Here is a 24,318-nt window from a genome sequence, read left to right as displayed (position 1 = left end):
TGAACTTGACCTCGATGCGCTTTGGCAAAGGCCATAATGCAGATGTCTGCCACTCAACCTTCCGGTGAAATCGCGTATAACAGTCCTATGAAGATTCTCGTCATAGAAGACGATCGCGAGGCCGCGGATTACCTGCAGAAAGCCTTTACCGAGGCCGGTCACACCGCGCATGTCGCCGGTGACGGCGAAACCGGTTTCGCGCTCGCCGATGCCGGCGACTACGACGTGATGGTCATCGACCGGATGATGCCGCGTCGCGACGGCCTGTCGGTCATTGCCGGTCTGAGATCCAGGGGCAACACGACGCCGGTGCTGATCCTGTCGGCGCTGGGCGAGGTCGATGACCGGGTCACCGGCCTGCGCGCCGGCGGTGACGACTATCTGACCAAGCCCTATGCCTTTTCCGAGCTTCTGGCCCGCGTCGAGGTTCTGAACCGCCGCGCCAGCGCCAAGGAAGCCGAAACCGTCTACCGCGTCGGCGATCTCGAACTCGACAGGCTGTCGCATTCGGTCCGCCGAGCGGCGCGTGAGATTACGCTGCAGCCGCGTGAATTTCGTTTGCTCGAATATCTGATGCGGCATGCCGGCCAGGTGGTGACGCGCACCATGCTGCTCGAAAATGTCTGGGACTATCATTTCGATCCGCAGACCAATGTCATCGACGTCCACGTCTCGCGGCTGCGAGGCAAGATCGAGAAGGGCTTCGATAAGCCCATCCTGCATACGGTTCGCGGCGCCGGCTATATGCTGAAGGGCGGCTAGCGGCGGCATGGCTCTTTCCGTGCCAGCCATCATGAAGACGACGGCAGCGCGGCTTTCGGCGCTCTACCTCCTGCTCTTCGCGCTCTGCGCGGTGGCGCTTGTCTTCTACATGACCTCCCTGTCGGCGCGCATGCTGACGGCGCAGACCCAGGACACCATCAATGACGAGGTGCTCGGTCTGGCTCGCGCCTATCAACGCGGCGGACTGCCGGTGTTGGTCCGTGTGGTCGAGGCGCGCTCGCGCCAGCCCGGCGCCAATCTCTATCTGATCGCCGACGCCAACGGCCAGATTCTGACCGGCAATGTGCAGAGCCTCGAACCTGGCGTTCTCGAAACCGAAGGTTGGACCAGCAGTCCTTTCTCCTACCAGCGCTTTGGCGAAGGAGAACTCGAGCGTCTGCGCAATCTGCCCGCCGAACAGGGAAGCACCCAACCCGAGCAGAGCGACGCGCAGGCTCAGGGCGAAAAGGGCCATAACGCCATTGCGCTGGTGCTGCGGCTACCGAACCAGATGATCATGCTGGTCGGCCGCGACCTCGGCGAACCCGAGCGGTTTCGCGCTGTCATACGCCGCGCACTGATGCTGGCGCTCGGCATGATGGGGCTTGGCGGATTGCTGATCTGGTTCTTTGTCGGCCGCGCAGCGCTGAAGCGCATCGACAGCGTGTCGGAAGCCAGCCGTCGCATCATGGGCGGCGATCTGTCGGGCCGGCTGCCGGTGACCGGCGTCGGTGACGAGTTCGACCGGCTTTCCGAAAATCTCAATGCCATGCTGGCCAGGATCGCTACGCTCAATGAAGGTTTGAAGCAGGTTTCCGACAACATCGCGCATGATCTGAAGACGCCGCTGACCCGGTTGCGCAACCGGGCCGAAGCGACGCTTTCCGGCAAGCACAAGACATCAGACTACCGGCAGGCGCTGGAAGGCACCATTGCCGAGTCCGACCAACTGATAAAGACCTTCAACGCCATCTTGATGATCTCTCGGCTGGAGGCTGGCTACTCCTCGGAGAACACCAACCGCGTCGATCTTGCGGAAGCCGTGCGCGATGTCGTCGAACTCTATGAGCCGGTGGCGGAGGAGGCGGGTGTCTCGCTCGAGGCGGATGTTCGAGAGGCGACCTTCGTCAACGGCAACCGCGAACTGATCGGCCAGGCGCTGTCGAACATCGTCGACAACGCCATCAAATATTCGACCGGCGCCAGTGCCCAGCCGGCCGTGCGCGTGGCGCTCGAGCGGGTCGGTGCGGGTGTCCGCCTGTCGGTTGCCGACAATGGCCACGGCATTCCTGACGACGGCGACCGCGCCCGCGCGACGGAACGTTTCGTGCGGCTGGAGAAGAGCCGTTCGCAGCCGGGTTCCGGCCTTGGCCTCAGCCTCGCCAAGGCCGTCATGACGTTTCACAATGGCCGGCTTGATCTCTTGCCTGGCAATCCCGGATTATTCGTGGTCATGAGTTTCCCGGCACGGGAGGACCACTGATGAGCACGGCTGCGAGGGCGACGGATTGGCTGCTGAAGCCGGCGGCCAGGCTTGCTCCGCTGGACGAAGGCCGCGCGTGGCAAGAACTGGCCGAGATCGCTTCCGCCGCACGCGAAGAAGGACTGGCGCGGCTGGCCAAGTTCCTGGCCGGTAAAGGGGAGGGCCAGGATTTCCTCGCGGCCGTCTTCGATCTGTCGCCGTTCCTGCGCGATACGGCACGTCGCCGGCCGAGGATTCTGGATTGCCTCTTCGACCAGACGGTCGAAGCTCGGCTGAAAGCGATCGGCGCCGCCATCGACCAGGCGTATTTGACCGAGGCGGTCTCGGAATCCGGCCTGATGATGGACCTGCGTCAGTGGAAGGCCGAGGCGCATTTCCTGATCGCGCTCGCGGATCTTGCCGGCGAAGCCGAAACCGCGCTGACGGTGCGGCGGTTAAGCGACCTCGCCGATGCCTGCACCCGCGCCGCTGTCGACTTCCTGCTGCGCGACGCGCATGGCCAGGGCAAGCTCAAACTGCCGGATCTTGACAGCCCGTCGACGCAATCGGGCTGGATCCTGCTCGGCATGGGCAAGCTCGGCGCGCATGAGCTGAATTTCTCATCCGACATCGATCTTGTGGTTTTCTTCGATCCGGAAGCGCCCGCTGTCGTTGATCCGCTCGATGCCACCGAACTGTTTTCGCGGCTGACGCGCCGCCTGGTGCGCATCCTGCAGGACCGCACCGAGCATGGTTATGTCTTCCGCACCGATCTGAGGTTGCGCCCCGATCCCGGTTCGACACCGCTGGCCATCCCCATCGAAGCAGCATTGCGCTACTACGAGGCGCGCGGCCAGAACTGGGAGCGCGCCGCCATGATCAAGGCGCGTCCGGTGGCTGGCGATCTGGCCGCGGGCGCTGCCTTCCTCAAGGAGCTGCAGCCCTATATCTGGCGCAAATACATGGACTACGCGGCGATTGCCGACGTCCATTCGATCAAGCGCCAGATCCACGCCCACAAGGGCCATGGCGAGATCGCCGTGAAGGGCCACAACGTCAAGCTCGGTCGAGGCGGCATTCGCGAGATCGAGTTCTTCGTCCAGACCCAACAGCTCATCGCTGGCGGACGCTTCCCGGAGCTGCGCGGCCGCGAAACCGTGCCGATGCTGGGCCAGCTCGCCGCACGCAGCTGGATCACCACTGAGGCGCGTGACGCGCTGGCCCGCCAATACTGGTTCCTGCGCCGCGTCGAACATGCCGTGCAGATGGTTGCCGACGAGCAGACGCACACGCTGCCGGAAGACGATGAAGGGCTGGAGCGCATCGCCCGCATGCTCGGCTTTGCCGATGCGACCGCCTTTGCCATGGCGATCCGCGCCTCGCTGCAGCAGGTCGAACGGCACTACGCGGCACTTTTCGAAACCGCGCCGGAACTGTCGACGGGCATCGGCAATCTGGTCTTCACCGGCGATGTCGACGACCCCGACACGTTGCAGACCTTGCACGGCCTCGGCTTTCAGCGGCCAAGCGACATCTGCCGGGTCATTCGCGGCTGGCATTTCGGCCGCTATCGCGTCACCCAGTCGGCGGAGGCGCGAGAGCGGCTGACGGAACTGACGCCGGCGTTGCTGCGCTCTTTCGGCCAGACGCGCCGGGCCGACGAAGCCCTGATGCGCTTCGACGAATTTCTCGCCGGCCTGCCGGCCGGAATCCAGCTGTTTTCCCTGCTGCAGTCCAATCCGGCCCTGCTGAAGCTTCTGGCGACGATCATGGGGGCTGCACCCCGGCTGGCGGCCATCATCACCCGCCGGCCGCATGTCTTCGATGGTCTGCTTGATCCGGCCTTGCTGGCAGAGCTACCGGACCGCGCCTATCTGTCGGCGCGGCTTTCCGCCTTTGTCGAGGGCGACCGGCTCTATGAGGATGTGCTCGACCGGCTGCGCATCTTTGCCTCCGAGCAAAAATTCCTGATCGGCGTCCGGCTGCTCGCCGGCTCGATCGATCCGGCGCGGGCCGGCCGTGCCTTTTCCGATCTGGCGGATCTCACCATCGAGGCGGCGTTGCAGGCGGTGACGGCCGAATTCGCGGCCCGCCACGGCACGATTGCCGGCGGCGTGGTTTCGCTGCTCGGCATGGGCAAGCTCGGCAGCCGCGAACTGACCGCCGGATCAGATGTCGACCTGATCCTGCTCTACGACCACGCGCCGGATGCCGAAGAGTCCGATGGCGACAAGCCGCTGGCGCCTTCGCATTACTACACCCGCATGACGCAGCGGCTGATCGCGGCCGTGTCCGCGCCGACAGCGGAGGGCGTGCTCTACGAACTCGACCTGCGCCTGCGGCCATCCGGCAACAAGGGTCCTGTGGCCACCCATATCGATGCCTTCAAGAAATACCAGCGCCAGGAGGCCTGGACCTGGGAGCACATGGCGCTGGCCCGCGCGCGTGCCATAGCCGGTGATGCCGGCCTGTGCGGCGAGGTTGAAGCGGAAGTGGCGGCAGTTCTTGGACAGCCGCGCGACGCGGCCAAGGTGATGGCCGAGGCCTCGGACATGCGCGCCATGATCGAAAAAGAAAAGCCGCCGCGCGATCTCTGGGACATCAAGCTGATCCCCGGCGGCCTCATCGATCTCGAATTCATCGCCCAGGTGGCCGTCATCACCGGGCAGGTCGAGACTGAATTGCGTGCCCCGGCCGTGCCAATTGCACGTGCCCCGGCCGTGCCAATTGCACGTGCCACCGGCACGGCCGAGATCCTCTCGCGCCTCGCACCGGGCTTTGCTGATGCCGGGATCAGGCAAGACCTTGGCGACGCCTATGCGCTCTATCTGGCGCTGACCCAGATGTCGCGGCTGTGCCTCACCGGAGCCTTTGAGCGTGACGATGTTCCGCCGGGGCTTTCGGATCTGCTTCTGGCGGTGACCGACCTGCCGGATTTCGGTGTGCTGGAAGCACACCTCAAGGAGACGTCGCAAAAGGTCAGGAAGGATTTTGACCTTTTGCTTCGTGCCGGACGACCGTGATGAACGGCCTGCCGGATCGCATCGGGGGTGACGATGCAACAGGAGAAGACCATGAGAAAGTCAACCAAACTTGCCCTTGCCTTCGTAGCCTTGGCCGGCGCCGTCGGCACCACGGCCTATGCCGAAAACAATGCAAGTGAAAAAATGCGCGAGGGCACGATGATGCGCCTCAACAAGGCGATGAGCGATTCCGGCGGCACCATCACCTTCGACCAGTTTTCGGACGCCATGAACGCGCGGCTGAAGACGCTCGTCGCCGACAATGGCGGCAAGCTGACCGTCGCCCAGCTTGCGGATGCGCTTGAGAAGGCGCGTTTCGAGCAGATGGCCAAACGCATTATCGCCCGCTACGACACCAAGGGCGACGGCACGCTGACCACAGACGATCTCACCAGTCGTGAGAAGAAGGTCTTCGCAATGCTCGACAGGAACAATGACGGCAAGATCGAAAAGAGCGAATTGCCGAAGGGCGGCCGCTTCGGCCGTCACGGTCAATGGAGTGACGACGGCGACAACAGCGATATGCAGTGAGGCCGTCTGGAGCAGGCTCCGGCGGTGTCAGCCGGAGCCTGCCGCTCAGGCCGCGACCCTGATGGCAGGCGCGGCCTTCTTCACCGGAATGCGCACCGATACGATCGTGCCGACACCTTCGGTCGAACGGATCTTCAGCGCGCCGCCCTGGAGTTCAGCCAGCGAGCGCGAGATGGCGAGGCCAAGGCCGGACCCGGCATGGCTCTTGGAGAACTGGTTCTGCACCTGTTCGAAGGGCCGTCCGAGCTTGCCGAGCGCATCCTTGGGGATGCCGCAGCCATTGTCCTCGATCGTCAGCACCAGCGCGCCGGATGTGTTGCGGGCCCTGACCGATATGTGGCCGCCCTGGCCGGTGAATTTCACCGCGTTGGACAAAAGGTTGATGACGATCTGCTTGATCGCCCGGCGATCGGCGACCAGCGTCAGCGCGTCGGCGATGCGGGTTTCCACGGTGATGGCCTTTTGCGCCGCTTGCAGCGAAACGACGCGAACCGTTTCGCTGATCAGCGGGCCAAGGTCGATCTCCTCCCGGTCCAGCGAGAACTGGCCGGCCTCGATCTTGGACATGTCGAGAATGTCGTTGATGACGCCCAGCAGATATTTGCCGCTGCTGTTGATGTCGGTGGCATATTCCTCGTAGCGCTCCGATCCGAGCGGGCCGAACAGCCCCTGTTCCATCAGTTCGGAGAAACCGATGATGGCGTTCAGCGGCGTGCGCAACTCATGCGACATGTTGGCCAGGAATTCGGATTTGGCCCGGTTCGCCGCTTCGGCCCGTTCGGTTTCCTTCATGTATTTGCGGTTGAGGTCGACCAGTTCGCGCGAACGCTCCTCTTCCGCCCGCCGGGCGAGGCTGAGATCATGGATCGTCGCCATAAGCCGGCGCTCGCTGTCGACCAGCTTCTCCTGGTGCAGCTTGATCTGGGTGATGTCGGAACCGACCGAGACGATGCCGCCGTCCCTGGTCTTCAGTTCGTTGACCTGCAGCCAGCGGCCATCCGCCAACTGGCGCTCGAAAGTGGCGCCGCCTTGCAATCCGCTGGTGTTGGCGAGCCGCCGTTCGGAAGCAAAGGCCAGCATGCGTTCTTCCAATGCCGCGCGCGTGACGCCCGGCATCACGTCGCGGTCCGAAAGCCCGTTGTCCTGCTGGTATTTGGAATTGCACATGATCAGGCGCTGCGCCGAATCCCACAGCACGAAGGATTCATTGATGTTCTCGATCGCCGTTCTGAGGCGAAGGTCGGCCGCCTCGGAACGCAGCGCCAGATGACGCTGTTCGGTGACATCGACGGCGATGCCGATCAGCTGGATCTCCGGGGCTTCCGGATCGATGACTTGTGCCCGGGCGCGCATCCATACCCATTGGCCGTCGGAATGCCGCATCCGGAAAACTTGGTCGATATGGTCGATCTCGCGTGCGACAATTCTGTTGGCGAGTTCGAACAGGTCCCCGTCCTCGGGATGGATGATCTGATCGACCTCGCCGAAGGACAGCATCGTGTCGCAGGGCTTGTAGCCGAGCATGTCGTACATAGAGCGCGACCAGTACATCTTGCCGCGCACCATGTCCCAGTCCCACAGACCGCAGCGGCCGCGAACCAGTGCCATGTCGATGCGCTGATGCGCCTCGAGGTAGATGCGGTCAGCCGCCTGTGCGCGCGCCGCCTGGCCGAAATAGGCATAGAGGATGACGATCAGCACGCCGGCCGTCAGCACGAACAGGGTGACGTTCAGCGAAACAGTCTTGCGCCAGGCATCGAAGACCGCGTCCTGCGGCACCAGGGCCGCCGACGCACCCTTCTGGCCATTCGCCAGGCTGACCGCCGCATACCAGTCACGTCCGTCGATGTTGACATCCATGACACCGGCGCGATCGCCGAACATGAACAATGGCTGGCCGCCCTCGACGAGGCCGTCGAGCGAATGGCCCTGCCATGGCACCGAGCGCGGTGTCACCGCGACGATCTTGAAAGCACTGTCGGTGATGACGAGCACATGGCTGCGGCCCATCGCGCCCTGACGGCTGGTGGTCTCCAGCAGATCCTGGATAGCGCCCGGCACCGTGTCCGAGGTGGTGGCGAGCGAACTGGCCAGTTGCCCCGCCGCCAGCGTCAGGATCGCCTTGGCATTGCGCTCGACATCATCGCGCTCGTTCATCAGCGACAGCACGCGCAGTGCCGCGATGACGATCAGGAATGTGATGATGAGGACGGGTATCGATCGGCGTAGCAGCGGCTCGGCGGCCAGAAGCCGCCGGTAGGCCGGTTCGGCGATGAGCCGCGTATTCCCGGCAAGGCCGTCGCTGCGCGTCTCACGATGCGCAAATGCCGTCCCTCCGGGCGCGCCCCACGCGTCCGCCTTCGCCATAAATGGCACTCCCCGAATTTGCCTATGCTGCTTGTTGATCCGGCAAACGCCGCACATCCGAATCGTCAGTAAAGAATCAAAGGTGATTCGCCTTGTCCAGTGCTCCGGCGAAAAAAGATTAAAAATCGACTAAAATAACGCCGAAACGGCTCAATGCCCCTTGTGGGGTGCGCGACCGCCTCTTTCGTTTGACAGAATGTAGTTTATAAACTACATTTCCTTATGATCGATCCAAACATGGCTGAAGAACTGACAACCTTTGATCCGGCGGAAGGCCTGACCTCCGATGAGGCCATTGCGGCCTTCATGGCGGAAGCATTTGCTTCCGAAGATTCCGGTTATATCGCGCATGCGCTGGGGGTCGTGGCCCGTGCCAAAGGCATGGCCCAGATAGCGAGCCAGACGGGACTTTCGCGTGAACAGCTCTATCGCTCGTTCAGTGAGAACGGCAATCCGACCCTGAAAACGACGATTGCTGTGATGAAGGCGCTTGGTATCGAGTTGACCGCTAAGCCCCAGTCCCATCAGCCGGGACTGGTTTGAAGGCCACGGTTGCATCAGCGCAATGGCAGTTTTAACAGGTCTAAAATGAGCAAGGGGAATTCCAGAGAACATCATTGGTGGCCCGTTGGTCTCCAGACATACTGGGCTGATAAAAATGAGGAGGTTTCATGGATTGACCCCGAAGGAAACATCGAAAAGAAGAAGGCAAAGAACCGGAAAATAGCGCGCAAATCCCATGGGCATACGATTTTTAGGGGTAATGTCTGGGAAACGAATTTCGAGCACGAATTTTCAAGCGCTGACGATCGTGTTCACGACACCATCGAGGCAATCGCCAAATTGCGACCTCCTGGGATATTCGACCTTTTCCGAATGATAAAAATGGCCCTGAAGCGCGGGCGTCATCTGCTCAACGTCTGTAAGTTTTATCGCATGGACGAGAGCATACACCGATCACTGCTGCTTATCCTGTATTCGCTACTGATAAGGAGCCCAGGGAACCGATTTCGCTATGAAAGCTATTCGAGATTTATGGGTCGCCCGCCTGACGAGGAAGTCGGAAAGGCTAACATGCGTCAGAACTATCTCGCTGCTAAGAAGCTTTGCGAAACCGGGCGTCTCTCAAATCAGTTTTTTGTGATTATCCATTCTCGCTTCAAGAAATTCGTTTTTGGAGATGGAAGTCTCGATTGGCTTACTGGGAGTTTGATAACAGAAAGAGTGGATGGAAGGGCTCTTATTCCGCTAACGCCCAATATCTGCATTTATTTCTGCACTCCGCGCTCGATGCGACCTGCTGCGAATTGCGCTTCATTTAGTGCCGCGCCTTGGATGGTGGATCGGATTAATGACATCGTCCAGATATACGCTGGAGAGAAAATTTTCTTCCTGGGAGAACCCCCTGAAATTAACGACAGTTTTCGCCAGAGACGCTTTCTTGAGCACAAAGAGAAGACCGACTACCTCATAGACATGCTTGATGAGGTCGCGGGGATACGAAAGCAAGGCAACGTTTTTGCGTTCACCGCATCCGTCTAAAGGGTAGGTATTCGTGTACCGCAGCATCAGTCCACGGGAGATCGCTCTCCCTAAGCCAGCGTGCGCTCGACAATATCCCGAAGGTCCGCCGACAGGTTTTCGGCGCCGGCGATTGAGAGCAGCGCTTCCCGGGCCTTGGCTTGGCGGCCAGGTTCGAGCGAACGCCAGGATCTGAGCGCCGTCGCCAGCCTTGCCGCCACCTGCGGGTTGCGTCTTTCGACCTCGAGCACAGTCTGAGCAAAGAACCAGTAGCCTTCGCCGTCGGCACGATGGAAGCCGGTCTGGTTGGCACTGGAGAACGTGCCGATCAGCGAGCGCACCCGGTTCGGATTGCCCATCGAGAAGGCCGGGTGGCCGGTCAGGGCCTTCACTGTGTCGACGGTTTGCGGCCCCGGAACGCTGGCCTGGATCTGGAACCATTTGTCCATGACCAGCGGGTCGGACCCATAGACCGTCTCGAAAGCCGCCAGCGCCTTGATCGCCTCTGGCGAACCGTGGTGACGATGCGCGAGCACGGCAAGTGCTGCCGCGCGGTCGGTCATGTTGGTCGCCGACTGGAAATGCCCGGCGGCGAGTGCCGCTCCGCCCGGCTGCAGCGACAGATAATCCAGCAAGGTGTTGCGCAGGGCGCGCCGTCCGGCGCTCGCCGCGTCAGGGCTGAACGCTGCCTTGTCGGCAAGGCCCTCGTAGAGGCTCGAAAAAGCATCCCGGTTCGCGGTGCCGATCACCAGCGTCAGCGCCTCGCGAGCCGCATAGATGGCATCGGGGTCGATGTTCCTGCCGATGTCGCGGGCGATGTCGGCTTCGCCGGGCAGTGCCAGCGCCAGCGCGCGGTAGGCCGGCTCCAGCGTCTCGTCGCCGGCGATACTGCCGGCGAGTTCGGTCAGACGCGCCGCGAAGACCGGCTGCTTGCCGCCGAGGATTTCTCGGAAGGCGGCAATCAGTGCGTCGGTCAGCAATGTGTTGAAGGCTTGCCAGCGCGAGAAGGCGTCGCTGTCATGGCGGGCGAGGAAGAACTGGTCGTCGGCTTTCTGCTCGACGGACAGTGTCACTGGGGCCGAAAAACCGCGGTTGAGCGACACGGCGGGGCGCTCAGTGACGCCTGAAAACCGCACCATGTGGCGGCGCTTGCGCACATGGATGACGCCGTCCTCGACGCTAGCGCCCTCGACGCCGGCATAGTCGACCGGCTTGCCGCCGGCGCCGATTAGGCCGAAGGCGAGCGGGATGTGCATGAGCCGCTTTCGGCTTTCGGAGGGTGTCGGCGGCACCGACTGCTCGATTTCGAGCGTGAACTCCCGCGCAGCCGGATTGTGCGTCGAGCTGATCGTCAGGTTGGGCGTTCCCGCCTGATGATACCAGAGCGCGAACTGCGACAGGTCGCGGCCGGACGCATCCTCGAACACCTTGATGAAATCCTCGATCGTCGCCGCGTCACCGTCGTGCCGCTCGAAATAGAGATCCATGCCGGCGCGAAAGGCGTCGACTCCGAGAATTGTGCGGATCATGCGCACCACTTCGGAGCCTTTCTCGTAGACCGTCGCCGTGTAGAAATTGTTGATCTCGCGGTAGCGGCGCGGCCGCACTGGATGCGCCAGCGGGCCCTGGTCCTCGGGAAACTGGTGGGCGCGCAAGGTGCGCACTTCGGCGATGCGCTTGACTGCTCGCGAGCGCTGGTCGGCGGAGAATTCGTGGTCGCGGAAAACGGTCAGGCCTTCCTTCAGGCAGAGCTGGAACCAGTCGCGGCAAGTGATTCTGTTGCCTGTCCAATTGTGGAAATACTCATGCGCGATGATCGCCTCGATATTGGCGAAATCGGCATCCGTCGCGGTCTCCTGGTCGGCCAGAACATATTTGTCGTTGAAGATGTTGAGGCCCTTGTTCTCCATCGCGCCCATGTTGAAGTCGGACACGGCGACGATGTTGAAGACGTCAAGATCGTATTCCCGGCCGAACGCTTCCTCGTCCCATTTCATCGACCGCTTCAGGGCGTCCATCGCGTAGCCGGCCAGCTTCTCCTTGCCGGGCTCGACATAGATGCCGAGCTCGACCGTGCGGCCGGACAGGGTGACGAAACTGTCGGCGAGCCGGCCGAGATTGCCGGCCACCAATGCGAACAGATAGGACGGCTTGGGGAAGGGGTCGTGCCACACTGCATAGTGCCAGCCGTCGCCGAGGTCGCCTTTGTCGACGGGGTTGCCGTTGGACAGGAGCAGCGGCGCCTCGTCGCGCATTGCTTCTATGCGCACCGTGTAGACAGACAGGATGTCGGGTCGATCGAGGAAATAGGTGATGCGGCGGAAGCCCTCGGCCTCGCATTGTGTGCAGTAGACATGGCTCGAGCGGTAGAGGCCCATCAGGGCTTCGTTGCCTACCGGCGCCAGTTCGGTCTCGATGAGCAGTTGGAAGCGGCGCGCGACCGGCGGCTTGAGGATCGTCAGCTGGTCTGGGCTCGCCAGAAAATCCGCCGGCATCACCGTCTTGCCGTCGATCTCGATGCGTTTGAGCGTCAGCCCGTCACCGTCGAGCACCAATGGTGCCGACGCGGATACGCCGTCACGGCGCTCGACCGCGAGCAAGGCCGTGACGTGCGTTGCGTCTGGCGACAGGCGGAAAGTGAGGTTGGTTTGCGGAATGAGGTAGTCGTTGGGGCGATAGTCTTCGAGCTTGAAGACCTGGCCGGTGTCCGTGCGCATTCCGTGTTTTTTCCTGTCGATGGCCTTGGCGGCGGATGTTTCCGCTGGTCCAAGAAATTTGAAGTCCGCGCTCTTTACACGAAACGGCCCCTCGACAAAACTGAGGCAATGCCTATTTCAGGCCTTCCTTCTCCCGTCACCACCGCGAGGCACCCATTGACCGTCGTCACACCGAAATTCGGCATGGGCGCATCCGTGCTGCGGCGCGAGGATGCCGCCTTCATCCAGGGGCAGGGCCGCTATACCGACGACATCCAGCCGGCTGGCGTCCTGCATGGCTATGTCCTGCGCTCGCCGGTCGCCAAGGCCAGCTTCACCATCGGTTCGACCGAGGCGGCGAAGGCGGCACCCGGCGTGCATCTGGTGCTGACCGGCAAGGACCTTGCCCACCTCGGCGATCTCAAGTCCGGCGTCATGCAGGAACAGCCGGACGGCACCAAGGCGCCGACGCGCGACATCCCGATCCTGTGCCGCGACCGGGTCAACTATGTCGGCGACGCCGTTGCCTTCGTCGTCGCCGACAGCCGTGCCTTGGCACAGGATGCCGCTGAACTGATCGACGTCGACTATGACAGCGAAGATGCGGCCTCCGGGACGGCAACGGCACTTGCCGAAGGCACGCCGCTGGTCTGGCCGGAGCTTGGTTCCAATCGCGCCTTCACCTACCACATGGGCGACAAGGCGAAGACCAAGGCGGCTTTCGCCAAGGCCGCCCATGTCACCCGCATCGAATTCGTCAATAACCGGCTGGTCTGCAACTACATGGAGCCGCGCTCGGCGATCGGCGAGTGGAATGTTGAGGAGAACCGCTTCGTGCTGACCACAGGGTCGCAGGGCGTGCATTCGATGCAGTACATCCTGGCCGGCCTGTTCAAGATCAAGAAGGATCGGCTGCGCGTCATCACGCCTGACGTCGGCGGCGGTTTCGGGCCCAAGAGCTTCGTCTACCGCGAATATCCGCTGGTGCTCGAGGCGGCAAAGCGGCTTGGCCGTCCGGTGAAGTGGGCCGGCGACCGCACCGAGCACTTCCTGACCGACGCGCAAGGGCGCGACAATTCCGTGACGGCCGAGATGGCGCTGGACAAGGATGGCCGCTTCCTCGGCATGAGGGTGGACCTGCTCGCCAACATCGGCGCCTATATCTCGCAATACGGTCCGTTCATTCCCTATATCGGCGTCACCATGTCGACCGGTGTCTATGATATCCAGGCGCTCGACGTCTCGGTCACTGGCCTCTACACCAACACCTGCCCAGTCGACGCCTATCGCGGTGCAGGCCGGCCGGAAGCAGCGTTCCTGCTGGAAAAGCTTGTCGACGCCTGCGCCCATGATCTCAACCTGCCTGTCGAGGAGATCCGGCGCCGCAACTTCATCCGGCCGGAGCAGTTTCCCTACCGAACGCAGACCGGCCGCCTCTACGACAATGGTGAATTCGAAGGCCATATGGAGCGTGCCATTGAACGGTCCGAATGGAAAGCGTTCCCGGCGCGGCTGGCGCAGTCGAAGGCCGGCGGAAAGATCCGCGGCCTCGGCATGGCGACCTATATCGAGGCCTGCGCCTTTCCGGGCTCGGAGCCGGCCTTTGTCGAACTCAATGGCGACGGCACGGTGACGCTGAAGATCGGCACCCAGAGCAACGGGCAGGGGCACGCCACCGCCTATGCGCAGTTCCTGTCGGAAAAGCTCCATCTCGACATCGACAAGATCCATGTCCGCCAGGGCGACACCGACGAGCTGAAGGCCGGCGGCGGCACCGGCGGCTCGCGCTCCATTCCGCTGGGGGGTGTATCAGCTTCCCGCGCGGGCGAGGATCTGGCCAACAAGATCAAGCGCATCGCCGCCGATGAGCTGGAGGCCTCGGCCGGCGACATCGAGCTGTCTGATGGTGTTGCACGCATCGTCGGCACCGATCGCACGATCGATTTCTCCACCATCGCCAAGGCCGCCAAGACGCCGGACGATCTCAAAGGGTTCGGAGAATTCGTGCAGGACGAGTGCACCTATCCCAACGGCACCCATATCTGCGAGGTCGAGATCGATCCCGACACCGGCGCCACCGAGATCGTCCGCTACACCATCGTTGACGATTTCGGCGTCACCGTGAATCCGATCCTGCTTGCCGGCCAGGTGCATGGCGGCGTCGTGCAAGGCATCGGCCAGGCGCTGACCGAGGACACCATCTATGGCGAAGACGGACAGCTGCTGACGGCGAGCTTCATGGACTACGCCATGCCGCGCGCCGACAATTTCCCATTCTTCCATTTCGAGACCCGCAACGTCCCGTCGACCACCAATGCGCTCGGCATCAAGGGGGCAGGCGAGGCCGGCACCATCGGCTCGACCCCTGCCGCGCTCAATGCGGTGACCGACGCGCTCTGGCGCGCCTATGGCGTCAAACACATCGACATGCCGGCGACGCCGGCGCGCATCTGGGCAACGATCCGGGAAGCTGTGGGAGCGTGACAGGCAGCCCGGGCAGCCCCATAGCCAGTGAGCACGCCGCCGGGCACAACACGCTCACCGGCATCATGCTCAAGATCATCTCGGTGGCGGTCTTCGTCGGCATGCAGACCTGCATCAAGGCCGCAGGCACCGTTCCGGCGGGCGAGATCGTCTTCTTCCGCTCCTTCTTCGCCATCTTCCCGATCATCGCGTTTCTGGCTTTCAAGGGAAAACTCGGCACTGCCTTTTCGACCAAGCGTCCGTTCAACCACATCGCGCGCGGCGTCGTCGGCGTCTGCGCCATGGGACTTGGCTTTTTCGCGCTGACCCGGCTGCCGCTGCCGGAAGCGATCACGCTGAACTATGCGCAGCCTCTGCTGGTGGTGGTGTTCAGTTCGGTCTTTCTTGGCGAGGCTATCCGCGTCTATCGCTGGAGCGCGGTCGCGGTCGGCCTTGTCGGCGTGCTGATCATCTCCTGGCCGGAGTTGACGCTGCTGAGTTCCGATGAGGCGCTCGACGATCAGGAGGTGCTTGGCGTTGTTGCCGCTCTTGTCGCGGCGGCGATCTCGGCGGTTGCCATGCTTTTGGTGCGCAATCTCGTGCAAAGCGAGCGCACCGCGACCATCGTGCTTTGGTTTTCGGTGACGGCGAGCGTCATGTCGCTGCTGTCGCTGCCGTTCGGCTGGCAAGCGCTGACGCCGCTCCAGGCGGCTCTTCTGGTTGTGGCCGGCTTCTGCGGCGGCCTCGGCCAGATTCTGATGACGGCGGCCTATCGCCATGCCGAGGCCTCGGTCGTGGCGCCGTTCGAATACACCTCGATGATCCTCGGCGTCGTCGTCGGTTATCTCGTCTTTGGCGACGTCGCCACGCTGAACATGCTCGTCGGCGGCCTGATCGTCGTTGCCGCCGGGATTTTCATCATTTGGCGCGAACGCCAGCTTGGCCTGGAGCGCACCCGCACGCGCAAGGCATCTTTGCCCCAGGGGTGACTACGACTGTTCGGCGCGTTCCTTCGCCAATCGCACCAGCATCGTCCTGGTCGGCTCATCGGCCGGGAAAAACGATTCGATCGCCAGTTCCGACAGCGTCACGTCGAGCGGCGTGCCGAACACGGTGATGGTGCTGATGAATGACAGCACTTGATCGCCATGCGCCAGCCTGAGCGGGTGCACGATGGCATTCGGCTCGACCGGCGCCGGCCGGATGCCTTTCAAGCCGGACGGATAAGTCCGCAGCTCACGTTCCAGTTCGACCAGCTCCGGGTCGCCGCCCTCGTCGTTCTGGCGTTTCAGGCGCTCAAGCAGATGCGTCCGCCATTCCTGGAGATTGACGATGCGCGGTGCGATGCCGCCGGGATGCAGGCTGAGGCGGAGCACGTTGACCGGCGGCGTCAGCAGCGCAGCCTCGCTGACATCGGCAAGGAAGGGAGCGATGGCGGCGTTGGCCGAAACCAGGTTCCAGTGGTGGTCGACAGCGAGTGCCGGGAAAGGCTCGTGCCCCTTGAGCACGATCTCGACCGCCGCCATCGCCGGCGCCAACGTCGCGTCGCCAAGCGAGCGCTCGCCGAAGCTGGGGGCAAAGCCGGCGGCGAGCAGCAGCTGGTTGCGTTGCCTGAGCGGGATCGACAATTGCTCGGCCAGATGCAGCACCATGTCCCGCGAAGGCGCGGCGCGGCCGCTTTCGACGAAGCTCAGATGCCGCTGCGAGATCTCGGCCTCCATCGCGAGGTCGAGCTGTGACATGCGCCGGCGCGTGCGCCATTCGCGAATGAGGCTGCCGGCGGAGGTTTGGGGTGTTGTCATGAGGGCACGGTTAGGCTGAGAGGAGACGTATTTCAATTACCTCGGAGGTTATCGGTACGGCATCCATGTCGGAGATTGGCTACTCGCCAAGCCTCAGCCAACTTCCCGCAGCTTTGCCTTCACCTCGAGAAAATCCCGCCACGCCAGCTTCTTGTGCGCGGGCGTTCGCAAGAGATAGGCCGGGTGCAGCGTCGGCATGGCCGGAATGGCGATGCCAGACGCCGTCGTGTGGACACGCCAGTTGCCGCGCAGTCGCAAGATGCCTTCCGAGGTGTTGAGCAAGGTCTTGGCCGACGGGCCGCCAAGGTTGATCAGCACCTTCGGATTGACCAGCTCGATCTGCCGCTCGATGAACGGCCGGCAGATCTCGGTCTCATGCGGCGTCGGCGTGCGATTGCCCGGCGGCCGCCAGGGAATGACGTTGGCGATATAGACAGATGTGCGGTCGAGCCCGATCGCTGCCAGCATGCGGTCGAGCAGCCGGCCCGAGCGGCCGACGAAGGGCAGGCCCTCGATGTCCTCGTCGCGGCCGGGCGCCTCGCCGACCAGCATGACGGCTGCTTCCGGGTTGCCGTCGGCGAACACCAGGCTCTTGGCAGTGGCCTTGAGATTGCAGCCGTCGAACGCCGCCATGTGCTGGCGAAGCTCGTCCAGCGTCGTTGCCGTCGTTGCCAACTGGCGGGCAAGTGCTGCTTGCGCTTCGTCGGGAACCGCAGTCGTAGCAGACAGCGGCCGCGCAACGGGTGGAGCATTTGCTCTGTCGCCCGCTTCGGGGCGAGACGTGTTCGTCGAACGCTGCGGTACGCCGGTGGCGCCCGAAGGCGCCGCCACGGGCGCAGGCTCCACCGGCCTTGGCGCAACCTCGGCGAACCGGTTCACCGGCTGGTCTTCGAGCGCCTCGTCGACGCCCACGCTGGCATAAAAGGCCAGCAGGTCGGCAATATCAGGTCTGTTGTTTGGGGAAGCGGCAGTCATGCCGGCACATTCGTCCGCGTGGCGGCAATTTGCAAGGCTGGCCGCTTCTCTACCCTGTCGGTATGCGCGGATCCTGCACCAGATAAAAAGTCCAGCGCGGCGTGTAGTCGGTCATCAGGAATTCGAACCTGGCTGACTTCAGCGGGTCGACCTTGCCATTCCTGAACAGCAGCCGGTCATAGGGTTCGAAATCGCGATCGAAATCGGCAAAATTGCTCGACCAGATGTTGTCGGGCGTCTTGTTGCGCTGATCGAAGGAAAGCCCGTCGCCGAACACGCTCGGCTGGTTCAGGATCTCCTGAAGTTCGAACTGGAATTCGATCCAGGCCTGGCCGCTGTTGTTGAGCACGTCGATGCGCATATACATGATGCCGTTGGCGAATTCGCCGGCCGGGCCGAAGGCTTGGATCGGCTTTGTCGTGCGGATGGTCAGCGTCACCGGCGTTGACGAATTGAACTCTTCGGTGATGACCAGCGGATCATCCTTCGTTCCGATGCCCGAAGCGCCGGTGATGTGGAAGCCGCCAAGCTCGTCGGAGAACGAGTAGGCCCCCGCCGACCAGACTTTCACTTCGTCCGCTGCAGCCTGACCCGGTGCCAGCGCCAGAAGGGCCAAAAGCAGCGCCCGGCAGGCTGGGCCGGGCGGGAAAAGAAAGCGCGTCGATGAAAAGCCGGCTGGCCCAGGAATGCGCATGGCGTGAAGTATGGCCGATAAGCAAGCCGTCGAACAATTAAAAACGCAAGCGCCTCGGGCAATGCCGGCCGAAAAGCACGCGCCCAGCCTCGCGATGCGCGGCTTTTTGGCCAAAACCGTATTGTCACGTATGCGCCGGTTTCCTGTCGCCAATTGATGCGCTATGCAGCGCAGGAGCCAGCAAGATACCCGAATGGGACAAGCCAGTGCGGAGGGGTTGATGAGCGACATCGAACGCGAAAGCATGGAATTCGACGTGGTTATCGTCGGAGCCGGCCCGGCCGGCCTCGCCGCCGCCATCCGCCTCAAGCAGATCAACCCCGAGCTCTCGGTTGTCGTCCTGGAAAAGGGTGGCGAGGTCGGCGCGCATATCCTCTCCGGCGCCGTCGTCGATCCGATCGGCATCGACCGGCTCTTGCCGGGCTGGCGCGATGAGGAAGGCCATCCCTTCAAGACGCCGGTCACAGCGGACCATTTCCTCGTCCTTGGCCCTGCAGGCTCGTTCCGCCTGCCCAACATCCTGATGCCGCCGCTGATGAACAATCACGGCAATTACATCGTCTCGCTCGGAAATGTCTGCCGCTGGCTGGCGACCAAGGCCGAGGCGCTCGGCGTCGAGATCTATCCGGGCTTTGCCGCCGCCGGCCTCATCTACAATGAGGAAGGCGCCGTCACCGGCGTCGTCACCGGCGACATGGGCATCGAGAAGGACGGCACACACGGCCCTGGCTTCGCGCCCGGAATGGCGCTGATGGGCAAGTATGTGCTGATCGGCGAGGGCGCGCGCGGCTCGCTCGCCAAGCAATTGATCGCCAAATACAAGCTTTCCGACGGCCGCGAGCCCGGCAAATACGGCATCGGCCTCAAGGAGCTCTGGCAGGTCAAGCCGGAGAACCATCGTCCGGGCCTAGTCCAGCACTCTTTCGGCTGGCCGCTCGACATGAAGACCGGCGGCGGCTCCTTCCTCTACCATCTCGAGGACAATCAGGTGGCGGTCGGCTTCGTCCTCCACCTCAACTACAAGAACCCGTATCTGTCGCCATTCGAGGAATTCCAGCGCTTCAAGACCCATCCGGCGATCGCAGGCACCTTCGAGGGCGCCAAGCGGCTGGGCTATGGCGCGCGCGCCATCACCGAAGGCGGCTGGCAGTCGGTGCCGAAACTGTCCTTCCCCGGTGGCGCGCTGATGGGTTGCGCGGCGGGCTTCGTCAACGTGCCGCGCATCAAGGGTTCGCACAATGCCGTGCTGTCCGGCATGCTGGCGGCCGAGCATGTCGCCGAGGCGATCGGTGCCGGTCGTGCCAATGACGAGCTTTCCTCCTATGAGGCGGCCTGGCGGGCGACCGACATCGGCAAGGATCTGAAGAGGGTGCGCAACGTCAAGCCGCTGTGGTCGCGCTTCGGCACCATTGTCGGTGTCGGTCTCGGCGGCCTCGACATGTGGCTGAACACGCTGTTCGGAATCTCGCCCTTCGGCACGCTGAAGCATGGCAAGGCCGACTATGCCACGCTCGAGCCTGCCGCCCAGCACAAGAAGATCGCCTATCCGAAGCCCGATGGCGTGCTGACCTTCGACCGGCTGTCCTCGGTGTTCCTGTCGAACACCAACCATGAGGAAAACGAGCCGGTCCATTTGCTTGTCGGCGACATGGAGCTGCAGAAACGTTCCGAGCACGACGTCTTTGCGGGACCCTCGACGCGCTATTGTCCTGCCGGCGTCTACGAGTGGGTCGACAAGGACGGCAATGCCGCCGCCGATCCTGCAGCGAAGGACGTGCGCTTCGTCATCAACGCGCAGAACTGCGTCCACTGCAAGACATGCGACATCAAGGACCCGAACCAGAACATCAACTGGGTGCCGCCACAAGGCGGCGAAGGCCCGGTCTACCAAGGCATGTAAGCCACGCGCCGACCGGGCCGTCTCGGTCGCCGCAAGCAAAATGCCGGCGAAGGCTCGGGTCCACCGAGGCATATGAAATATTAGGAGTGTTGAAACTGCCGCGGGCTTATGGTTCCATTCCCTGACGATACGGAGATGGCCAATGCGTTTGGAGGTTCTGGCATGTCTTTTGGCGATCGGCGCGCTGTTCGATTCCGCTCCGGCGGCCTCGGCCGGCACCAGGGTGGTCGTCAAGACGCGGACCTATGAAATCGCCGGGACCACCGGCCTGGCGCTGATGGAGGCTATGGACCGCAAGGGGCCGAAGCACGGCTTCATGACGCACGCCATCGCCCAGACCGGCTACACCGTGGATTGGGACCTTGACGCCGGCCAGGACAATGGCGTCTGTCGCCTGCGGCGCGCCAATGGCACGCTGAATCTCTTCTATACGTTTCCGCGTGTCGCTTCGGCCACCCCGCCGGCGCTCCAGAAGCGCTGGACGCGGTTCTTCGTCGGCGTCCGCGCTCATGAAGAAACCCATGGCCGCCTCGCCAGGGAGATGATGCGCGCCACTGAAAGATCGATCTCCGGCCTCAAGATTGCCGACGACCGGTCCTGCTCAAAGACACGCCGCGAGGCGCAGCGGCGTATCAGGGCCACCTATGCCGCATATGAGGCGAAGCAGATCGCTTTCGACGCCCGCGAGCATCGCGACGGTGGCCATGTCGAGCATCTCGTCACCGCTTTGATCAAGCCTTGATCTTTTAGCCTGGCATTTTTCCGGCCAGTATCAGCGACACGGTCGCGGTCTCATGCTCGTCCGCCGGCTTTTGCTGGTTCAGTCTGAGCGAGAATTCCACCATGACCGGCAGGTGGTCCGAGCCAGTGTCCTCCAGCCGTGTCGCGGAATGAATGGTCACGCCGCCCTTGCTGAAAACCTGGTCGATCGGCAGGCCGGCGAAGCGCCGCAAGAAATCCGGCAGCTTGATGTGGATCCAGGTCGGGCCGGCGGATGGCATGACAGTCAGCCCGCCGAGCGAGGCGACCCGCCGCACGGCAGCACTCCACGGCACGGCGTTGCAGTCTCCCGCCATGATGGCCGTCTCGCCGAGCGCGGAAACCGATTGTGTCAGTTCGCCGATCTGCCAGTACTGCTCGCGTGGCCACGGCCAGCTGAGATGGATGGCCGCGACATCGACATCGATGCCGCCGAAGTCGATGGTCGCTGTCGCCATGGCGCCGCGCCGTTCGCAACGCGCCTCGGCCCCGGCGGCAAAGGGCCGCCGCGAGAGCAGCGCGACGCCGAATATGCCGTTCGGATAAGGACAGAGGATCCGGTATGGATATGCGCTGCTGATATAGCCCAGCTCGGTCGCCCACATCGCCGATACCTCGTCGAGGGTGATCACGTCGGGATTGGTCCGGCCGATCAGCGACAGCACCTTCTTCGGCGTCGGATTGTCGTAGCGCAGGTTCATCTGCAGCAGCTTGTAGGTCGCACGATTTTCGTCTTTGGCTTCATAGGCAGCCTGAACCGGCCATGGACCGGGCAGAGTGTTCAAGGTCGTGGCAAAGGCCGCCACGGCAAAAAGCAGCGCCACGGCCGCTTGCAGGCGAAATGTCGTGGCCAGCAGCGGCAGCGCGCAAAGCGCCATCAGCACGGCAAGGTGGACGCGGAAATGCGAGAAGGAATCGAAGGCCGGATGCAGCGTTCCGAAAAACCCGGCCACCAGCGCGATCGAACAGGCGAGCATTGCCAGGAATGCCACCGACATCAGCAATGTCCCGAAGCTCGCTCTCTTCATGCCGCCCGTTTATCGGCAGAAATGCGGCCCAATCAAGATGACGAAATGCCCATGCGATGCGTGGAACCGGCCTACTGGAACGCCGTCTCCGAAAAACTTCTGAGCTTGCGCGAATGCAACCGCTCCATCGGCATTTCCGCAAGCTTCTCCATAGCCCTGATGCCGATGGTCAGGTGCTGCGCCACCTGACGCTTGTAGAATTCGGTCGCCATGCCGGGCAGTTTCAACTCGCCATGCAGTGGTTTGTCCGAAACGCACAGCAGCGTGCCATAGGGCACGCGGAAGCGGAAGCCGTTGGCGGCGATCGTCGCCGATTCCATGTCGAGCGCGATCGCCCGCGACTGCGACAGCCGCTGCACCGGTCCGCGCTGGTCGCGCAGCTCCCAGTTGCGATTGTCGATGGTGGCGACGGTGCCGGTGCGCATAATGCGCTTCAAGTCATAGCCGGACAGGCCGGTGACTTCGGCGACGGCTTCCTGCAACGCCACCTGAATCTCGGCCAGCGGCGGGATCGGCACCCAGACTGGAAGATCGTCGTCAAGGACGTGATCCTCGCGCACATAGGCATGTGCCAGAACATAGTCGCCCAACGCCTGGGTGTTGCGTAGTCCGGCGCAGTGACCAAGCATCACCCAGGCATGCGGCCTCAGCACGGCGATGTGGTCGGTGATCGTCTTGGCGTTGGAGGGCCCAACGCCGATATTGACCATGGTGATGCCGCCATGGTTCGGTTTCTTCAGATGATAGGCCGGCATTTGCGGCAGGCGCGGTGGTGCTACCCCTTCGCTGGGCGCGCTTTGCCCGACCCTGGTGGTGACATTGCCGGGCTCGACGAACTCGGTGTATCCGCCGCCGCCATTGGCCATCAGATCGCGGGCGCGGGCGACGAACTCGTCGATGTAGAACTGGTAGTTGGTGAACAGCACGAAGTTCTGGAAATGCTGCGGCGTGGTCGCCGTATAGTGCGACAGGCGATGCAGCGAATAGTCGATGCGCTGCGCCGTGAAGGGCGCCAACGGCCTCGGCTCGCCGAAGGCCACTTCGAAGGTGCCGTTGGCGATCTGGTCGTCGGTGCCGTCGAGATCCGGCACGTCGAACAGATCGCGGATCGGCCGCTTGATGCGCTCGGCCGCCGCGCCGTCGACATGGGTGCCTTCGAGAAAGGCGAAATGCAGCGGGATCGGCGTGGTCGATTCCGACACCGTGACCGCAACCCCATGATTGCGCATGATCAGGCGCAACTGCTCGACGAGGTAGCTTTCGAACAGACCCGGCTGGGTGATGGTGGTGGAAAAATGCCCCGGCGTCGGCATATGGCCATAGGCTTGGCGCGAGTCGATCTGGGTGAACGAGTTGGTGGTGACGCCGATCTCCGGATAAAAGGCCCGGTAGCGCTTGCCATTGTCGCCGCCCGCTGCCGCCAGTTCTGCAAAGGAGTCGCGCAGGAACTTGGTGTTGCGGTCGTAAAGCGCCTGCAGTGCGGCGACTGCCTTTTCAGCGCTATCAAAGCTTTGCCGGCCAAAAGGCTCCGGCATGACGACAGATTCGATGGCTTGTGGGTAGATTCGCTTTTCCATGGCTCAATATAGAGACTTGGATCGGCACTTGGGAGGGGTGTCGCGACCGAAGGCCGCCAAAGCGTCGTTTTTCTTCAACCGCGCTGCAGGCTGACCAGAAGCACGAAGCCGACGCCGGACTTCTTCAGAGCCGGTGCGTCGATCGTCGAGCCGGCGTCGGTGCGCATCATCGGCACGGCCAGAACCGGAGCGGCAAGAACCGTCAGGATAAGCGCCGCCCGCGGCAGAAGCCGAAGGGTCTTGAGAGCGTTGGCGGCGATGCGGTTCATGGTGTTTCAGCTTTTCTTTTTGAGGTCTTGGTTTCTTTGTTCAGTTGCGAATATGGGTGGGGCAGGCGAGGCGGCAGGTTCTGGAACTGGCTTCGTCCCAGGCGCGGGCTGGACGGCCCGCTTCGGCGACGAGGATGGCGAAGAACATTCCAAACAGGCTCACCAGCAGGCAGACGATGGTGAAGCGGCGAGCAAGCATTGGGTCGGGTCTCCTTCAACACGCCGGAGAATGCCCTGATGCAACTGAACCGGCTCTGATGCCCGCGTTCATCTGCGGTTCAAAATGATTGACGGGATTTTGCCGGCGCCGGTGTCGACAAGTTGCCAGCAGGAGGCGACGAGCAGGGGATTATGCCACGACAAATGAAAACGGGGCCCGTCGGGGCCCCGTCAGACTGCTGACAAACCCCTGGCATTTGCCGGGGGTTTTTGATTCACTGGGTCATGTTGAAGCGACCCGCCCCTGAACAGACCGCGCTCGAGATGGTA

Annotated in this window: 20 protein-coding genes; 11 read left to right on the top strand and 9 right to left on the bottom strand. The window is 62.8% G+C overall.

Annotated features, from left to right (window positions below):
• The first annotated feature begins 87 nt into the window (after positions 1 to 87).
• From ASD99_RS26785 to ASD99_RS26770, 4 genes are read left to right on the top strand one after another with little or no spacing between them, the layout of a single operon-like run.
• A complete protein-coding gene (locus ASD99_RS26785) occupies positions 88 to 762 on the top strand; it encodes a response regulator transcription factor (RefSeq protein ID WP_027046649.1) in 675 nt (224 codons plus the stop codon).
• Positions 763 to 769: 7 nt separating this feature from the next.
• Entirely contained in the window at positions 770 to 2,245 is a 1,476-nt protein-coding gene (locus tag ASD99_RS26780) for a sensor histidine kinase (RefSeq protein ID WP_056580588.1), read from the top strand.
• Complete coding sequence (locus ASD99_RS26775; protein ID WP_057145430.1) at positions 2,245 to 5,247, top strand: bifunctional [glutamine synthetase] adenylyltransferase/[glutamine synthetase]-adenylyl-L-tyrosine phosphorylase; 3,003 nt, start codon at positions 2,245 to 2,247, stop codon at positions 5,245 to 5,247. Before ASD99_RS26780 ends, ASD99_RS26775 begins: the two co-directional genes overlap by 1 nt.
• A 51-nt stretch (positions 5,248 to 5,298) precedes the next feature.
• Positions 5,299 to 5,778 carry a hypothetical protein gene (locus ASD99_RS26770; protein WP_056580581.1) on the top strand — a complete coding sequence of 160 codons (480 nt, stop codon included), beginning with the start codon at positions 5,299 to 5,301 and terminating at the stop codon, positions 5,776 to 5,778.
• Positions 5,779 to 5,823: 45 nt separating this feature from the next.
• On the opposite strand, the gene ASD99_RS26765 is transcribed toward ASD99_RS26770, so the two are convergent.
• Entirely contained in the window at positions 5,824 to 8,145 is a 2,322-nt protein-coding gene (locus ASD99_RS26765) for a PAS domain-containing sensor histidine kinase (RefSeq protein WP_056580578.1), read from the bottom strand.
• A gap of 237 nt (positions 8,146 to 8,382) precedes the next feature.
• Here ASD99_RS26765 and ASD99_RS26760 point away from each other — a divergent pair, with 237 nt between their 5' ends.
• Together ASD99_RS26760 and ASD99_RS26755 are read left to right on the top strand one after the other, a co-directional pair.
• The gene (locus tag ASD99_RS26760; protein ID WP_057145537.1) at positions 8,383 to 8,688 is read left to right on the top strand and encodes an addiction module antidote protein; all 306 of its coding nucleotides are present in this window, start codon (positions 8,383 to 8,385) and stop codon (positions 8,686 to 8,688) included.
• Between the two features lie 45 nt (positions 8,689 to 8,733).
• Positions 8,734 to 9,687: a hypothetical protein gene (locus ASD99_RS26755; protein WP_057145429.1), complete on the top strand. Its 954-nt coding sequence runs from the start codon at positions 8,734 to 8,736 to the stop codon at positions 9,685 to 9,687.
• A 50-nt stretch (positions 9,688 to 9,737) separates the two neighbouring features.
• Here the strand turns inward: ASD99_RS26755 and pepN are convergent, their stop codons facing one another.
• Complete coding sequence (gene pepN / locus ASD99_RS26750) at positions 9,738 to 12,383, bottom strand: aminopeptidase N (RefSeq protein WP_057145428.1); 2,646 nt, start codon at positions 12,381 to 12,383, stop codon at positions 9,738 to 9,740.
• 156 nt (positions 12,384 to 12,539) lie between these two features.
• On the opposite strand from pepN, the gene ASD99_RS26745 reads away from it, so the two are divergent.
• The gene (locus tag ASD99_RS26745; protein ID WP_057145427.1) at positions 12,540 to 14,846 is read left to right on the top strand and encodes a xanthine dehydrogenase family protein molybdopterin-binding subunit; all 2,307 of its coding nucleotides are present in this window, start codon (positions 12,540 to 12,542) and stop codon (positions 14,844 to 14,846) included.
• A gap of 65 nt (positions 14,847 to 14,911) precedes the next feature.
• Positions 14,912 to 15,814 (top strand): DMT family transporter, encoded by a 903-nt coding sequence (locus ASD99_RS26740; protein WP_244482724.1) that lies wholly within the window; start codon positions 14,912 to 14,914, stop codon positions 15,812 to 15,814.
• Here the strand turns inward: ASD99_RS26740 and ASD99_RS26735 are convergent, their stop codons facing one another.
• The 3 genes from ASD99_RS26735 to ASD99_RS26725 all read right to left on the bottom strand — a co-directional run bounded on the left by ASD99_RS26735 (position 15,815) and on the right by ASD99_RS26725 (position 18,296).
• Positions 15,815 to 16,627: a helix-turn-helix domain-containing protein gene (locus ASD99_RS26735; protein WP_057145425.1), complete on the bottom strand. Its 813-nt coding sequence runs from the start codon at positions 16,625 to 16,627 to the stop codon at positions 15,815 to 15,817.
• A gap of 93 nt (positions 16,628 to 16,720) precedes the next feature.
• Positions 16,721 to 17,602: a uracil-DNA glycosylase gene (locus ASD99_RS26730; RefSeq protein ID WP_056580563.1), complete on the bottom strand. Its 882-nt coding sequence runs from the start codon at positions 17,600 to 17,602 to the stop codon at positions 16,721 to 16,723.
• Between the two features lie 49 nt (positions 17,603 to 17,651).
• On the bottom strand, positions 17,652 to 18,296 hold the full coding sequence (locus ASD99_RS26725) for a hypothetical protein (RefSeq protein WP_082525171.1): 645 nt from the start codon (positions 18,294 to 18,296) through the stop codon (positions 17,652 to 17,654).
• A 10-nt stretch (positions 18,297 to 18,306) separates the two neighbouring features.
• On the opposite strand from ASD99_RS26725, the gene ASD99_RS33690 reads away from it, so the two are divergent.
• The 3 genes from ASD99_RS33690 to ASD99_RS26715 all read left to right on the top strand — a co-directional run bounded on the left by ASD99_RS33690 (position 18,307) and on the right by ASD99_RS26715 (position 20,938).
• Positions 18,307 to 18,453, top strand: a complete 147-nt coding sequence (locus tag ASD99_RS33690; protein WP_156389089.1) for a hypothetical protein — start codon at positions 18,307 to 18,309, stop codon at positions 18,451 to 18,453.
• A gap of 63 nt (positions 18,454 to 18,516) precedes the next feature.
• Positions 18,517 to 20,196, top strand: coding sequence for an electron transfer flavoprotein-ubiquinone oxidoreductase (locus ASD99_RS26720; protein WP_056580560.1), 1,680 nt, complete (start codon positions 18,517 to 18,519; stop codon positions 20,194 to 20,196).
• A gap of 142 nt (positions 20,197 to 20,338) precedes the next feature.
• Positions 20,339 to 20,938, top strand: coding sequence for a DUF922 domain-containing Zn-dependent protease (locus ASD99_RS26715; RefSeq protein WP_057145424.1), 600 nt, complete (start codon positions 20,339 to 20,341; stop codon positions 20,936 to 20,938).
• Positions 20,939 to 20,942: 4 nt separating this feature from the next.
• Here the strand turns inward: ASD99_RS26715 and ASD99_RS26710 are convergent, their stop codons facing one another.
• From ASD99_RS26710 to ASD99_RS34185, 4 genes are all read right to left on the bottom strand, one after another.
• Positions 20,943 to 21,953, bottom strand: a complete 1,011-nt coding sequence (locus ASD99_RS26710; protein WP_244482700.1) for an endonuclease/exonuclease/phosphatase family protein — start codon at positions 21,951 to 21,953, stop codon at positions 20,943 to 20,945.
• A 101-nt stretch (positions 21,954 to 22,054) separates the two neighbouring features.
• Positions 22,055 to 23,518: an AMP nucleosidase gene (locus ASD99_RS26705; protein WP_244497920.1), complete on the bottom strand. Its 1,464-nt coding sequence runs from the start codon at positions 23,516 to 23,518 to the stop codon at positions 22,055 to 22,057.
• A 116-nt stretch (positions 23,519 to 23,634) separates the two neighbouring features.
• Complete coding sequence (locus ASD99_RS26700; RefSeq protein WP_056580548.1) at positions 23,635 to 23,829, bottom strand: hypothetical protein; 195 nt, start codon at positions 23,827 to 23,829, stop codon at positions 23,635 to 23,637.
• A gap of 40 nt (positions 23,830 to 23,869) precedes the next feature.
• Positions 23,870 to 24,028 (bottom strand): hypothetical protein, encoded by a 159-nt coding sequence (locus tag ASD99_RS34185; protein WP_164482324.1) that lies wholly within the window; start codon positions 24,026 to 24,028, stop codon positions 23,870 to 23,872.
• Between the last annotated feature and the right edge of the window lie 290 nt (positions 24,029 to 24,318).

This window comes from Mesorhizobium sp. Root695 (genome assembly GCF_001428185.1).
GTDB lineage: Bacteria > Pseudomonadota > Alphaproteobacteria > Rhizobiales > Rhizobiaceae > Mesorhizobium.
Note: the sequence above shows the minus strand (reverse complement) of the source record. Positions and strands in the feature narration are given on the sequence as shown.